Below are 13,964 nucleotides of genomic sequence, written 5' to 3' on the forward strand. Positions count from 1 at the left end.
GTTATACTACAAGAATTGCCGTTTTGCCCGTCCGGCGCATCACTAAATCGCCCTGCCCCCCTTTGAATCTAAGGGCGGCCAAGTTGTAGCCACAGGGCGGCCCCAGGCATCACTAGGGAAAATCTGCATTTTTCCGTAACAAATCTGCCAGCCCTTTGGCCTCCATCGGCCGACTGATCAAATAGCCCTGCACCTCGTCACAACGTTCACCGCGCAGGAAATCCAGCTGCTGTTGATCTTCCACGCCTTCGGCCACCACTTTGAGCGCCAGCCCGTGGGCCATGGCGATGATGGCGCGGGTGATGGCCGCGTCTTCACGCCCCTGGCCCAGCCCACGGATGAAGGTCTGGTCGATCTTCACATAGTCCACGGGAATGCGTTTGAGATAGCTCAGGGACGAATAACCCGTGCCGAAATCGTCGATCGCCAGTTTCACGCCCAGGTCCCGCAGTTGCTGGAAGGTGGCGATGATGTGTTCGACACTGTCGAGCAATTGGCTTTCGGTCAGCTCCAGCTCCAGGTATTGCGGGTCCAGGCCGGTTTCTTCGAGCACCTGGCGCACCAGGCTGACCAACTTGCCTTGGCGCAGTTGATGCACCGACAAGTTCACCGACACCCGGATCGGCGCCAGCCCCTGGCGCTGCCATTCACAAGCCTGCCAGCAGGCTTCGCGCAGCACGAACTCGCCCAATGGCACAATCAGACCCGTCTCTTCGGCCAGGCCGATAAAGTCCCCCGGCGGCACCATGCCCCACTGCGGATGCTCCCAGCGGATCAACGCCTCGGCAGCATTCAGCTTGCCGGTGGCCAGGCAGAGTTTCGGCTGATAGAACACCGTGAGCTGGCCCTCCTCAATGGCTTTGCGCAAGTGGTTTTCCAGCTGCAAGCGCTCCAGGGTGCTGGCTTGCAGGCTGTCGGTGTAGAACTGGAAGTTATTACCGCCCAGGTGTTTGGCATGTTGCATGGCCATGTTGGATTGGCTGACCAGTGCGGAAATTTCCCGCGCATTGTCCGGCAACAGGCTGACACCCATCGAGGCACTCACTACCAGCTCATGCCCCTCCACCGTCACGGGCACCCGCAGTTTGGCCAGTAACCGCGTGGCCACTCGCGCAAGACTGGACAGGTTGCCGTAGGCGTCGAACAGCACAGCGAATTCGTCCCCGGACAGACGCGCGATGGTGTCAGCCTCAGGTAAAGCGTTGATCAGGCGGCGCGCCATTTTCTGCAGCAGTTGGTCGGCAACTTCATGGCCGAGGCTGTCATTGAGCAATTTGAAGCGGTCGAGGTTGATGTGCAGCAACGCCAGGTTGCGCCCGCCCTGGCGTACGCGCTGGTGAGCCTCGCGCAGCCGTTCGCGGAACAGCGAGCGGTTGGCCAGGCCGGTCAATTCGTCGTAATGGGTCAGGTAGCGCATGCGCTCTTCGGACTCGCGCCGCGCCGAGAGATCGGCGAAGAAGCCCACAATGTGGCTGACTTTTCCTCGGACATCGCGCACCACATTCAATTGCAGCCACTGCGGATACAGCTCGCCGTTCTTGCGCGTCTCCACCAGTTCACCCTGCCAGGTACCGTGGCTGAGCAACGCCTGGCGGATCACTGGGAAGTGGCGGCGGGCATCGCGGCTGCTGGGCAGTTCGACCACATTGCGACCGATCATGTCGTCGGTTTCAAAACCCGTGACACGGCTGAACGCCTGGTTCACGGCGATCAGCTTGTAGTCCGGGTCAAGGATCACGATGCCTTCGCTGGCGGCCTCGAATACTGTCGACGCCAAACGCTGCTGCTCTTCCAGGGCCTTGCCCGCAGTGATATCGCGGCGCGTACCCAGCATGCGCGTCACCCGCCCACTGGGCGCACGCTCCACGGCGCGGCCACGGTCTTCGATCCACACCCAGTGCCCATCGCCGTGGCGCACGCGGTATTCCACCTGGTAGTCCTCGCTGCGGCCCTTGAGGTGTTCCACCAAGGCACGCTTGAGCAGCGGCAGGTCATCAGGGTGCAAGCGCGGCTTGAGGTGGCTGAGCATGGCCGTGACGTATTCCGGCTCCAGGCCGAACAACTCCTTGAGTTGGGTGTGATGGACTTCGTCGGTTTGCAGGTTCCAGTCCCACAGGCCCAACTCACTGGCTTGCAGCGCCATGGCCAGGCGCGCTTCGCTTTTATTCAGGGCCAGATGGGTGGCGTCCAGCTCCTGACTGCGTTGCGCCACGCGGTCCTGCAGGCCGACCTGGGCTTCGCGCAGTTCGTGCTCGACCTGACGACGTTGTTCAACTTCGCGCACCAGCTCCTGATTGAGTTGCTCGCTGCGCTGTTGTGCCTGTTGCAGATGTTCGATCAGTGCCTGATTCTGAAAACGCCGCAGCAGCCCGCGCTGGATCAGGCGATTGACCTGCCACGCCACCAGGCTCAAGGATGCCAGCAGGATCAGGCCCAGCACACCCCAACCGCGTTGCTGCGGGTCGCCGGTCCAGAACAGGTAAAGGATCGCCGGCACCAGACACGGCAAGGCGAACGACAAGAACGCCGGCAGGCTCACGGCATAGGCCACACTGGCGGACAGCGTCGCCGCGCCGATCAGGCCGAACACCCAGGCCTGTTGCATGAAGCTATCGACCGGCACCAGCGCGATGGCGGCCGTGGCCAAGGTCAGACCGCTGACGGCCGAACCCAGCATGAACATACGCCGCCACACCGGCTGAGCCTGGCGGCTGGGCATGGCCGAGTCGAACGCCGCCACTTGGATCACACGCATCGCCACCAGGGCCAGCAGCCAGACCAGCCAGATACTGTCCAGCAGGTATTGCTTGGGGTTCCACAACAGCCAGGCGCAGACCAGGCCATTCACCAGCATCAACAGGGTCGGCAACAGCGAACCCTGATACAGCAGGCGCGTGCGCTCGACCGCCATCTCCGTGGCGTAGTGTTTGCGAAGAACCTGCGCGGGCGCCGCTGAGGGGCCGAGCAGATCAGTGCTGAAGGTCATAGGCAGTGTTCTTATAATGGTGAGCCCGAAACGTCGACGGAGCATACACAAGCAAGCGCCTGGGCCAAACTGCTCTACGTCATAAAATCTGCACGGTCGTGCGGCGCAAACTTCGGTGCCAGAGGGCTCGAGCGAGACGCCCCGCGGGCTGCGGCCATTGACCGACCGGTCATCACCCGGGTGGTTTTCGGTCGACCACCCGGCATTGGTATTTGCCCCACTTCCCCGGGGGCCATAGAATGCGCCGATGCGCGATGATCTCTCCCTTTTGCTGAACTCCCTCAACGATGCCCAACGCCAGGCCGTAGCGGCCCCTGTTGGCCGTCAGTTGGTCCTGGCCGGTGCTGGCTCCGGTAAAACCCGAGTGCTGGTGCACCGTATCGCCTGGTTGATCCAGGTCGAAAACGCGTCCCCGCATTCCATCCTGTCGGTGACCTTCACCAACAAGGCCGCTGCCGAGATGCGTCATCGCATCGAGCAGTTGATGGGCATCAGCCCGGCCGGTATGTGGGTGGGCACCTTCCACGGCCTGGCACACCGCCTGTTGCGGGCACACTGGCAGGAGGCGGGCCTGGCCCAGACCTTCCAGATCCTCGACAGCGATGACCAGCAACGCCTGGTCAAGCGGGTCATCCGCGAGCTGGGCCTCGACGAGCAGCGTTGGCCGGCGCGTCAGGCGCAATGGTTCATCAACGGCCAGAAAGACGAAGGCCTGCGCCCACAGCATATCCAGGCCAGCGGTGATTTGTTCCTGGCCACCATGCGCAGCATTTATGAAGCCTACGAGGCCGCCTGCGTACGCGCCGGGGTTATCGATTTCTCCGAGCTGCTGCTGCGCGCCCTCGACCTGTGGCGTGACAACCCAGGCCTGCTGGCCCATTACCAGAAGCGCTTCCGCCACATCCTGGTGGACGAGTTCCAGGACACCAACGCCGTGCAGTACGCCTGGTTGCGCCTGCTGGCCAAGGGTGGCGACAGCCTGATGGTGGTGGGCGACGACGACCAGTCGATCTACGGCTGGCGTGGCGCGAAAATCGAGAACATCTACCAGTATTCCGAAGACTTCCCAGACGCGGTGACCATCCGCCTGGAGCAGAACTACCGCTCCACCGCCGGCATCCTCAAGGCCGCCAACGCCTTGATCGCCAACAACACCGGGCGCCTGGGCAAAGAGCTGTGGACCGACGGCGGCGAAGGCGAGGCCATCAACCTGTACGCCGCGTTCAACGAGCACGATGAAGCGCGCTACGTGGTGGAAACCATCGAAAGCGCGCTGAAGACCGGCCTGGCGCGCAGCGACATCGCGATCCTTTACCGTTCCAACGCCCAATCGCGGGTCTTGGAAGAAGCCTTGCTGCGCGAGCGCATCCCGTACCGCATCTATGGCGGCCAGCGCTTCTTTGAGCGCGCCGAAATCAAGAACGCCATGGCCTACCTGCGCTTGCTGGAAGGTCGCGGCAACGATGCGGCGCTGGAGCGGGTGATCAATATCCCGGCGCGCGGCATCGGCGAAAAAACCGTCGAAGCCATCCGCGATCACGCACGCCATGCCGATGTGTCGATGTGGGAAGCCATGCGCTTGCTCATCGTCAATAAAGGCCTGACTGGCCGCGCAGCCGGTGCGTTGGGGGTGTTTGTCGAGCTGATCGAGAACCTGGCGGCCAAGTGCGCGCAAATGCCCCTGCATTTGATGACCCAGACGGTAATCGAACAGTCCGGGCTGATCGCCTATCACGAAGCGGAAAAAGGCGAGAAAGGCCAGGCCCGGGTAGAAAACCTTGAGGAACTGGTGAGCGCCGCCCGTGCCTTCGAAAACACCGAGGAAGACGAAGAGCTGACGCCGCTGGCTGCGTTCCTCGGCCACGCGTCGCTGGAAGCCGGTGATACCCAGGCCGATGAGCATGAAGACAGCATCCAGCTGATGACCTTGCACAGCGCCAAGGGCCTGGAATTTCCGTATGTGTTCCTGGTGGGCATGGAAGAAGGCCTGTTCCCGCACAAGATGAGCCTGGAAGAACCCGGCCGCCTTGAGGAAGAACGCCGCCTGGCATACGTGGGCATCACCCGCGCCATGCAGAACCTGGTGATGACCTACGCCGAGACCCGACGCCTGTATGGCAGCGAGACCTACAACAAGGTGTCACGCTTCGTACGTGAAGTGCCGAAGGGTCTAATCCAGGAAGTGCGCCTGTCCAACAGCGTCAGCCGCCCATTCGGCGGAGGCCAGCAGCAGAACTCCAGCAGCCTGTTTGCCGGCTCCGAAATCCCGGAAACCCAGTTCAGCCTTGGCCAGCAGGTCAGGCATTCAGTGTTCGGTGAAGGCGTGATCCTCAACTTCGAAGGCGCGGGTGCCCAGGCACGGGTGCAGGTGAACTTCGCCGAAGGCAGCAAGTGGCTGATGATGGGTTACGCGAAACTCGAAGCCCTCTGAGGTCTTCCCCGCTGTCAGAGCTGAAACATTTGCCTACATGAAGGTTATTGGCCCGCCCTTGTATTTAACGAGCGCGGGCCAATATCTGTAATAAGTCCTACAGACCATTCTGAATCGGTCCTACGCAAAAGCCCGAAACATTATGTCGCTAGCCAGTGTCACTACACCTGTGCAACATGGCGCGCGTGCAATCCACAAATGGGAATTCCCTTTATGAAACGTTTTCTTAGCATCGCCATGGCGTTGTGCATCGGCCTGACGATGAGCCTCGACGCCAACGCCAAACGCTTCGGTGGCGGCAAAAGTTCCGGTGCGGCACCGACTCACCAGACCAGCCAAATGGCTCCATCCGCCGGCGCCACGGGCGGTGCAGCCGCGACCGCAGGCGCAGCCGGTGCTGCAGGCGCCGCGGCCAAGGCCGGCGGTGCTTCGCGCTGGTTGGGCCCTCTGGCCGGTATCGCCGCCGGTGGCCTGCTCGCGTCCATGTTCATGGGCGGCGGCTTCCAGGGCATGCAGATCTTCGACATCCTGATCCTGGCGGTCATCGCCTTTGTGATCTTCCGCTTTATCGCCGCCCGTCGCCGCAAGCAGCAGGAGCACCTGGCTCCAGCCGGCGCGCCGATGCAGCGTGAAGTGTTCGAGCAAAAACCAGCCATGGGCTCGATCTTCGGTGGTTCTGCAGCCCCTGCTGCAGCCCGTCCGGTGATCAACGCGCCGGCCTGGTTCAACGAAGAGCGTTTCGTCGAAGCGGCCCGTAGCCACTTCCAGTCCCTGCAGCAACACTGGGACGCCAACGAAATGGACAAGATCTCCGAGTTCGTGACCCCACAGCTGCTGGAGTTCCTCAAGCGCGAACGCGCCGACCTGGGCGACGGCTTCCAGTCGACCTACATCGACGACCTGCGCGTCCAGCTGGAAGGTGTGGATGATCGCGCCGACAAGACCATCGCCACCCTGACCTTCAGCGGTGTGTCGAAGACCTCGCGTTTCGATCAGGGCGAAGTGTTCAGCGAAAGCTGGAACATGGAACGTGCCCAGGGCGACAACCAGCCTTGGCTGGTGGCCGGTATTCGCCAGAACGGCTGATCCCTGCACGCTTAGCACGCAGATACAAAAAACCCCGGACCTGTCCGGGGTTTTCTATTTCACGGTTGCACTTATAGCGAGCTACTGTATAAAACGCCCCTATAAACCGCGCCATCTAGCAAGAGGATCCCGGCCGTGGAAGAAATCATCGAACAATTGCGTGAAGCCAACGAACCGGTCCCGGTTCCTTTGGAGCTGCCTGACGAAGACCTGCTGGTGGAAATCGAGGAACAACTGTTCATCGACATCCCGTTTGTCTTCCGAGAGTTTCTGCTGACCGTCAGCGACGTGGTGTACGGCAGCCTGGAGCCGGTGACCGTCACCGACCCGCAATCCCACACCTACCTGCCAGACGTTGCCGCCAACGCCTGGGACGCCGGTGTTGATCGTAGCCTGATCCCGATCTGCCAGGACGGCGACGACTACTACTGCGTCGAAGAAGACGGCACTGTAGTGCTGTGGTCCGGCGAAGAAGAAATCGTCACCGAGGAAACCTGGGAATCGGTGTGGCACTGGGCGCGGGACGTCTGGCTGGAAAGCTGACCCCACCCCCAGGCGCTTAGTGCTCCGGCGTATCCTTGTGATTATCCAGCGTCTCCAACAAGGCGACCTGCATCCGCGTATGCACGCGGATGAACCACCGCCAGAGCACGGCCGCCACTGCCGCCGTGACCACGGCGATCAGCACCAGCAACTTGTTGGTCGGCAGAATACTGGCCGACAAGGCTGCCAATAGCAGGAAGATCACCAGCAGCGAGAGGATCGGGATCAGCTCCGCGATCACCCTCCGCACGCGCTGGGTATGCCGCCCGGCCATTTCCGGCTTCACACTCATCTCCGCCAGCAGCATCGACAGCGCCTTGAGCTTACGGTACGCCGCAATCAGGAAGGGCAGCGACAGCAACAACGCCCCACCCCAGATCAGCGCCTTCTGCCAGCTGGGATCACTGATCCAGCCTTCCAGATACCCTCCGATTCGCACAGCAAAAAAGCTGCCGGCAAAGAAGATCGCCACCACCAGCGCCAGGTTCACCCCTACTTGCAGGATGATTTTGCGGATCATCGACGCCAGCATCGCGCCCTCGCCCTGAGGCTGAATGCTGCGCAGCCATTCGCCATACATGCCGAACACCCGGCTCAAACGCTTGGGCATTACCGACGCGATCTTCAATGACAGCGGGTCGGCGCCACGGATCAGGTACGGCGTGAGCAGTGTGGTAATCGCCGAAACCGCCACCGCTACGGGATAGAGGAAATCACTGGTCACCTGCAACGTCATCCCCAACGCCGCGATGATGAAGGAAAACTCACCAATTTGTGACAGCCCCATGCCCACGCGCAGTGAGGTACGGCCATCATTGCCGGCGATAAACGCACCCAGGCCGCAGGACAACATCTTGCCCAGCACCACCGCCACGGTAATCACTGCAATCGGCCAGGCATATTGCAGCAGGATCTGTGGGTCGATCATCAAGCCAATTGCCACAAAGAAGATGGCGCTGAACATGTCGCGAACCGGTTCGATCAGACGTTCGATCTTAATCAACTGGCGGGATTCGGCCATGATCGCGCCGATCAGGAACGCGCCCAGCACCATGCTGTATTCCAGCTTTACCACCAGCAGGCAGAAGCCGAAACACAGGCCCAGCACGGTGATCAGCAGCATCTCGTTGCTTTCGAACTTGGCCACGTAGGCCAGCAAACGCGGCACCAGCAAAATGCCGATAACCAGCGCGACAATCATGAACAGCGAGAGCTTGCCGACCGTTGAGAACACCTCGCCGGAGCTGACCGTGCCGCTGACGGCAATGCTCGACAGCAAGGCGATGATGCCGATGCCGAGGATGTCTTCCACGATCAACACGCCAAAGATCAGCTGGGCGAAGCGCTGGTTCTTCATCTTCAGGTCATTGAGCGCCTTGACGATGATGGTGGTCGAGGAGATCGCCAGGATCGCGCCGAGGAACAGCGAGTCCATCGTGCTCCAGTCAAACCAGCGGCCGATCTCGTAGCCGATCCAGATCATCAGGATGATTTCCAGGAAGGCCGCGATAAACGCCGTGGCACCGACCTTGAACAGTTTGCGCAGGCTGAACTCCAGGCCCAGGCAGAACATCAGGAAGATCACACCCAGCTCGGCCAGGGTCTTGATAGTGTCTTCGTCGTGGATCAGGCCGAACGGAGGGGTGTGGGGGCCGATGATGAACCCGGCGACGATGTAGCCCAGCACCACCGGCTGCTTGAGGCGGTGAAACAGGATGGTGACAACCCCTGCCACCAACATGATCACGGCCAAGTCCTGGATAAAGCTGATGGCGTGCATGGCGAGGGGCTCCTTGAGGGTACAGACACTTTTCCCACTTCCGTCCACGCCGTTGAACTGTCGCAAAGTGCGGAAGGAAAAGTTTGCCTTGATCGTAAGAAATGCCCTGAGACGGGCTTTTGAAGGTTAACACCGCGACTTCCGGCAGAAAGCCGGTGCAATATATGGAAACAGATCGGTGCATGCGTGACGGCAAGCCGCCCACTGGCGTCCCGTTATGGATGGCGCTGCAAAGATTCCAGCACCCGCAGAGGTGCCCTCCCCCAAACCAATGCCTACAACCCGTGAGTGTGCTATGGAACCCGGAAACGCCCAGCTGTCGATGACGGTATTGATGACCCCTGATATGGCCAACTTCTCAGGTAATGTCCACGGCGGCACCCTGCTCAAGTACCTCGACGAAGTGGCCTATGCCTGCGCAAGCCGCTATGCCGGGCGCTATGTCGTGACGCTGTCGGTGGACCAGGTGATTTTCCGCGAGCCGATTCATGTCGGCGAGCTGGTGACGTTCCTCGCGTCGGTTAACTACACCGGTAACACCTCGATGGAGGTGGGCATCAAGGTGGTGACCGAGAACATCCGCGAACGCTCGGTGCGCCATACCAACAGCTGCTTCTTCACCATGGTGGCCGTAGACGACCAGCGTAAACCAGCCCCCGTGCCGCCGCTGCAACCGCACAACAGCGAAGACAAGCGCCGGTTCGTCCAGGCCCAGCAGCGCCGTCAGATCCGTCAGGAGCTGGAAAAGCGCTATCAGGAAATCAAAGGCTGACAGCGGCGAACACGATTCAAATGTGGGAGCGGGCTTGCTCGCGAATGCGGTGTGTCAGTAAATGCATCTTTGACTGATCCACCGCATTCGCGAGCAAGCCCGCTCCCACACTGGGTTCTGGGTATTTATAGACCGATCGGCGTGGCTTCAAAGCGCACACGCGGATGGGCGATGCGATCCTGGGCACGTACCAGTTCCAGTTCCCAACTGGCACAGGCTTGGGTTTCCAGCAGCACTTCGTGCACCGCAGCGGCGGTGAATTCAAAGGCGGCCAGCAGGCTGTCGCCCAACAGTACCCGCGCCAGGAACAACCCCGAGGTCAGGTCGCCCACGCCCACTGGCTGACGCGGAAACGCCAGCAGCGGCCGGCGCAGGTGCCAACTGCCTTCGGCGGTCACCAGCAGCATCTCGAAACCGTCCGGCAGCTTGCCGGGGTAATCCAAGTGCTTAACCAACACGGCCTTTGGCCCGCGCGCCAGCAACGCCTTGGCCATGGCCAGGCAATCGAATAGCGACTGCGGCTTGCGCCCGGCAAAGCTGTCCAGCTCCAGCTGGTTAGGGCACAGGAAGTCGGCCATGGCTGCGGCTTCGTCCAGTAGGAAATCGCTGACTTCCTGGGGCACGATGCAGCCTTTTTCCGGGTGGCCCATCACCGGATCGCAGAGGTACAGCGCCTTGGGGTTGATGGCCTTGATACGCGCCACACCGCTGAGAATCGCCCGGCCCTGGTCCGCACTGCCCAGGTAGCCGGACAGCACAGCGTCGCAGTTGCCCAGTTCGCCAATCGCGGCGATACCTTCCACCAGCGCCGGAATCTGCTGCGGCGCCAACACTTCGCCCGCCCATTGGCCATACTGGGTATGGTTGGAGAACTGCACCGTGTTCAACGGCCAGACGTTCACCCCGACTCGCTGCATGGGGAATACGGCGGCGCTGTTTCCGGCGTGGCCAAAGACCACATGAGACTGGATCGCAAGCAGATGAGGTGTGCGTTTCATGCGCGGGATTTCCGTAAAGCCATTGAAATTCTGGCCGCGCAGTATGCGACTAAACGCAGCCTGTACGACAGACCGGCGACACAGTTAAGCTGCTCTCACTTTGTTGGAGTCTTTCGCATGCTGACCCTGGGAAACATCTTCGTGTTGATGCTGCTGGCGACCGGTGCCGCCTGGGTGTGGCACAACCACGGCCTGCGCGAGCGGGCGCTGGAGCGGGTCAAGCAGCATTGCGCCAAGCTCGACATCGAACTGCTGGACGGCGCCGTAGCGCTCAAGCGCATAGGGCTTGTGAGGGATGCCAACGGGCGGCGGCGCCTGGCGCGCATCTACAACTTTGAATTCACCGTGACCGGCGAAACCCGCCATCCGGGAACCATCACCCAATTTGGCGCCCACAGTGCGCAGATCGAACTGGCGCCCTACCCGTTCGAGATCAAGACGCCGTTGCCCAGCGCCGAAGTGATCGAGCTAAGCCAGTGGCGTCAGGACCACGGCACCAAGAACCGTCAGTGACGGCAGGCGTTTAACGCGACCTGCAAGGCGGCCACGTCCTGTGGCTCGCTGAAAATCAACTCGATACGTGAATCGCGGCGCCACTCGCTGGCCTGCCAAGTGAGCTCGCTGTTATCCACCGCGTTGGTCGAAACCCAGCCTTCGGCGCTGTGGATAACCAATTTGGCGCGGCGCCATTCAAGGCTTGTCAGCCACTGGTGAAGACGGCGGGTGTCGAATTGCTGGCTTGGGTGCCAGCGCCAGCCGACACTCCAACCGCCTTCCTGGGCCTGGCTCAGGCAGATCGGTTGCGTGGGATCGCCCCAGATAGCCGGCATTTGGGCAAGGCCTTCGGGCACTTCAACCTTATCCACAGCGGCTGAGGCCTGCGCGTTCAGGCCTGGTAACTGGTCCAAGGGTAATTGCGCTTGGCGGGTCCAGTAGAGCGGGCATTCGGGCAACTGCCGTTCGATCGCACGGCGCTGTCCCGCGTCCAACCCTTCATCCTTGTTCAATACCAGCAACCCAGCACTCGCCAGCGCCGCCTGCTGTGAGGGTGGCAACGGTTTACCCGCTGCCAGCGCCTGGGCATCCAACACCACCACACAGGGCTGGACTGACAACACGTCCTGCCATGGCGCCTGTCGCAGCTGCTTGAGCAACTGCGCCGGATGGCCCAGACCTGACGGTTCGATCAGCAGCCGGTCGGGCTTGGCCTTACGCAACAGACGACCCAGTCCTACCTGAAAAGGCGCACCATTCACGCAACACAGGCAGCCTCCGGCAACTTCGCCCAGGGCAATGCCGTCGTCATCCTGGGTGAGCAAGGCGGCGTCCAGGCCGATCTGCCCGAACTCGTTGATCAACACGGCCCAGCGCTCGTTGGCCGGACGCTGGGCGAGCAGATGCTTGATGAGGCTGGTCTTGCCGGCGCCCAAGGGCCCGGCAATCACGTGGGTGGGAATGTTCTGCAGCATGAGGGGCATCGTTCGGACCGTGTAGAGCGTTTGATCCTACGCGGTTATGCGAGCCAATCCAGTGTCAGGATCAAGCGACGTTCGTCAGCCTTGAGTGCGGGCGAACGGTGAATCAGTCCATAACCTTCATTGCCATGCCATTTGGTGCCCTTCAACAGAGCGACTTCGCCGCAATGGATCTGCTCGATACACCCGGTAGGCTCGGCATCCGGCTGGCTCAGCTGGCGGCGATCCATCACGCCTTCGCGCAACCACTGGCTGCCGACTCCGGCATAGGTGGTGATCAGCCGCACCGGCACATGATCGACGTGAAAACGTGGGCACATCGCCTTGTCCAGCAACCTCAATCGCACGCCGATACGTTTGGCACCCAGCAGGCAGGCAAACGCGCTGACCAGCCACGACACATCGGCGATAAAGCCTTCGTAGCCCTCAAGGTCACGGCAACTGGACGCCAAACCCTGCAGGTTGGGCAGGGCGTCTTCATTGTTGAGCTCGATCACCAGGGAATCGGCCAATGGCTCATTGAGCGCCACCAGCAAGGCGCCGAACTCGGCGATGTGCAACGGCAACTGCCGCTCCCACACGGCCAGGTTGACGCCATCTTCCAGAATGTCGGACAGCGCCAGCGGGGTGTCACCGCGTGTCTGGCGAATCACGGGACGCAGGGAAATAGCCGGGGCCAGCATCAGGCGACGGCCTCCTCATACCAAGGGCCAAAGGGATCGACCAGCAGGCGCCAACCTTCGACGCCCAGGGCCATTTCTTCATCGGTGAGCAGGCATGCGTCCAGCTCGGCACGCAGTTGGGTGAAGTCGAGGTTTTGCCCGATAAACACCAGTTCCTGGCGGCAATCACCTGTGCTCAGTTGCCAGTTGCCCATGATCGCCGCGATGCTTTCTTCGTCCTGAGGCCACTGACTTTTAGGCACAAAGCGCCACCAGCGTCCGGCAAAACCATGGCGCATCAAACCGCCGGCCTGGGACCAGCTGCCCGCCTCCTTATGCTTGCTGGCCAACCAGAAAAAACCTTTGGAGCGCAGCAGTTTGCCGTTGACCCACGGACGGTCGATGAAGTCGAAGAAACGCTGGGGATGGAACGGCCGGCGCGCACGGTAGGCTGTGGAAGCGATGCCGTATTCCTCGGTTTCCGGCACATGCTCACCGCGCAGTTCCTGCAACCAGCCCGGGGCCTGAGCGGCGCGTTCAAAGTCGAAACGGCCGGTGTTGAGGATTTTGTTCAGCGGCACTTCGCCCATGACCATCGGAATGATTTCCGCTTGGGCGTTGAGGCGTTCAAGGATCGCCATCAACTCTTCGCGTTCGCGGCTGCTGATCAGGTCGATCTTGCTGATGAGGATCACGTCGGCGAATTCGATCTGCTCAATCAGCAGGTCAGTGATGGAGCGCTCGTCATCTTCACCGAGGGTTTCACCGCGCGAGGCCAGGCTCTCGGCAGCCTGATAGTCGAGTAGGAAATTCATGCCGTCGACCACGGTGACCATGGTATCCAGGCGCGCGATATCGGCCAGACTTTGCTCATTTTCGTCGCGAAAGGTGAAGGTTTCGGCCACGGGCAAGGGTTCTGAAATACCGGTGGACTCGATCAGCAAGTAATCGAAGCGACCTTCCTTGGCGAGTTTTCCGACTTCTTCCAGCAAGTCTTCCCGCAAGGTGCAGCAGATGCAGCCGTTGCTCATCTCCACCAGTTTTTCTTCGGCGCGGTTGAGCGTGACGTCGCGTTGGACTTCACTGCCGTCGATGTTGATTTCGCTCATGTCATTGACGATCACCGCCACTCGCAGGTTTTCGCGGTTGCGCAGGACGTAATTGAGCAGCGTGCTTTTACCGGCACCGAGAAAACCGGACAACACGGTAACGGGGAGACGATTGGGCATCA

Annotated in this window: 11 protein-coding genes; 5 read left to right on the forward strand and 6 right to left on the reverse strand. The window is 61.1% G+C overall.

What is annotated here, in order from left to right; genetic code table 11:
* Positions 1 to 112: 112 nt before the first annotated feature.
* Positions 113 to 2,986, reverse strand: a complete 2,874-nt coding sequence (locus tag PF1751_RS27690; RefSeq protein ID WP_010207621.1) for an EAL domain-containing protein — start codon at positions 2,984 to 2,986, stop codon at positions 113 to 115.
* A 247-nt stretch (positions 2,987 to 3,233) separates the two neighbouring features.
* On the opposite strand from PF1751_RS27690, the gene uvrD reads away from it, so the two are divergent.
* The 3 genes from uvrD (at position 3,234) to PF1751_RS27705 (ending at position 7,046) form a co-directional block, all read left to right on the forward strand.
* A complete protein-coding gene (gene uvrD, locus PF1751_RS27695; RefSeq protein ID WP_010207622.1) occupies positions 3,234 to 5,417 on the forward strand; it encodes a DNA helicase II in 2,184 nt (727 codons plus the stop codon).
* Positions 5,418 to 5,630: 213 nt separating this feature from the next.
* Positions 5,631 to 6,503: a Tim44 domain-containing protein gene (locus PF1751_RS27700; protein WP_010207623.1), complete on the forward strand. Its 873-nt coding sequence runs from the start codon at positions 5,631 to 5,633 to the stop codon at positions 6,501 to 6,503.
* Between the two features lie 135 nt (positions 6,504 to 6,638).
* Entirely contained in the window at positions 6,639 to 7,046 is a 408-nt protein-coding gene (locus PF1751_RS27705) for an SMI1/KNR4 family protein (RefSeq protein WP_010207624.1), read from the forward strand.
* Positions 7,047 to 7,062: 16 nt separating this feature from the next.
* Here the strand turns inward: PF1751_RS27705 and PF1751_RS27710 are convergent, their stop codons facing one another.
* On the reverse strand, positions 7,063 to 8,826 hold the full coding sequence (locus PF1751_RS27710; protein ID WP_010207625.1) for a cation:proton antiporter: 1,764 nt from the start codon (positions 8,824 to 8,826) through the stop codon (positions 7,063 to 7,065).
* 295 nt (positions 8,827 to 9,121) lie between these two features.
* Between PF1751_RS27710 and PF1751_RS27715 the strand changes: the two genes are divergently transcribed.
* A complete protein-coding gene (locus tag PF1751_RS27715; protein WP_010207626.1) occupies positions 9,122 to 9,598 on the forward strand; it encodes an acyl-CoA thioesterase in 477 nt (158 codons plus the stop codon).
* Positions 9,599 to 9,723: 125 nt separating this feature from the next.
* Here the strand turns inward: PF1751_RS27715 and pdxY are convergent, their stop codons facing one another.
* On the reverse strand, positions 9,724 to 10,596 hold the full coding sequence (gene pdxY / locus PF1751_RS27720) for a pyridoxal kinase PdxY (RefSeq protein ID WP_010207628.1): 873 nt from the start codon (positions 10,594 to 10,596) through the stop codon (positions 9,724 to 9,726).
* A 117-nt stretch (positions 10,597 to 10,713) separates the two neighbouring features.
* On the opposite strand from pdxY, the gene PF1751_RS27725 reads away from it, so the two are divergent.
* A complete protein-coding gene (locus tag PF1751_RS27725; protein ID WP_010207629.1) occupies positions 10,714 to 11,109 on the forward strand; it encodes a DUF3301 domain-containing protein in 396 nt (131 codons plus the stop codon).
* Here PF1751_RS27725 and PF1751_RS27730 read toward each other — a convergent pair.
* Genes PF1751_RS27730 through zigA form a run of 3 tightly spaced genes read right to left on the reverse strand, consistent with a single transcriptional unit; the run spans position 11,103 to position 13,962 of the window.
* Positions 11,103 to 12,065, reverse strand: a complete 963-nt coding sequence (locus tag PF1751_RS27730) for a CobW family GTP-binding protein (RefSeq protein WP_010207630.1) — start codon at positions 12,063 to 12,065, stop codon at positions 11,103 to 11,105. The genes PF1751_RS27725 and PF1751_RS27730 overlap by 7 nt on opposite strands.
* Positions 12,066 to 12,109: 44 nt before the next feature.
* Positions 12,110 to 12,754: a DUF1826 domain-containing protein gene (locus PF1751_RS27735; RefSeq protein WP_021491458.1), complete on the reverse strand. Its 645-nt coding sequence runs from the start codon at positions 12,752 to 12,754 to the stop codon at positions 12,110 to 12,112.
* The gene (zigA, locus tag PF1751_RS27740) at positions 12,754 to 13,962 is read right to left on the reverse strand and encodes a zinc metallochaperone GTPase ZigA (protein ID WP_010207635.1); all 1,209 of its coding nucleotides are present in this window, start codon (positions 13,960 to 13,962) and stop codon (positions 12,754 to 12,756) included. Before zigA ends, PF1751_RS27735 begins: the two co-directional genes overlap by 1 nt.
* Positions 13,963 to 13,964: the final 2 nt, after the last annotated feature.

The sequence above is a fragment of the Pseudomonas simiae genome, assembly GCF_000934565.1.
Classification (GTDB): Bacteria; Pseudomonadota; Gammaproteobacteria; order Pseudomonadales; family Pseudomonadaceae; genus Aquipseudomonas; species Aquipseudomonas simiae.

Excerpts from the sequence above, each read along its gene's own strand:
- uvrD (WP_010207622.1), top strand. The coding sequence starts at position 3,234 with ATGCGCGATGATCTCTCCCTTTTGCTGAACTCCCTCAACGATGCCCAA.
- PF1751_RS27725 (WP_010207629.1), top strand. The coding sequence starts at position 10,714 with ATGCTGACCCTGGGAAACATCTTCGTGTTGATGCTGCTGGCGACCGGT.
- PF1751_RS27715 (WP_010207626.1), top strand. The coding sequence starts at position 9,122 with ATGGAACCCGGAAACGCCCAGCTGTCGATGACGGTATTGATGACCCCT.
- PF1751_RS27700 (WP_010207623.1), top strand. The coding sequence starts at position 5,631 with ATGAAACGTTTTCTTAGCATCGCCATGGCGTTGTGCATCGGCCTGACG.
- PF1751_RS27710 (WP_010207625.1), bottom strand. The coding sequence starts at position 8,826 with ATGCACGCCATCAGCTTTATCCAGGACTTGGCCGTGATCATGTTGGTG.
- PF1751_RS27735 (WP_021491458.1), bottom strand. The coding sequence starts at position 12,754 with ATGCTGGCCCCGGCTATTTCCCTGCGTCCCGTGATTCGCCAGACACGC.
- zigA (WP_010207635.1), bottom strand. The coding sequence starts at position 13,962 with ATGCCCAATCGTCTCCCCGTTACCGTGTTGTCCGGTTTTCTCGGTGCC.
- pdxY (WP_010207628.1), bottom strand. The coding sequence starts at position 10,596 with ATGAAACGCACACCTCATCTGCTTGCGATCCAGTCTCATGTGGTCTTT.
- PF1751_RS27690 (WP_010207621.1), bottom strand. The coding sequence starts at position 2,986 with ATGACCTTCAGCACTGATCTGCTCGGCCCCTCAGCGGCGCCCGCGCAG.
- PF1751_RS27730 (WP_010207630.1), bottom strand. The coding sequence starts at position 12,065 with ATGCTGCAGAACATTCCCACCCACGTGATTGCCGGGCCCTTGGGCGCC.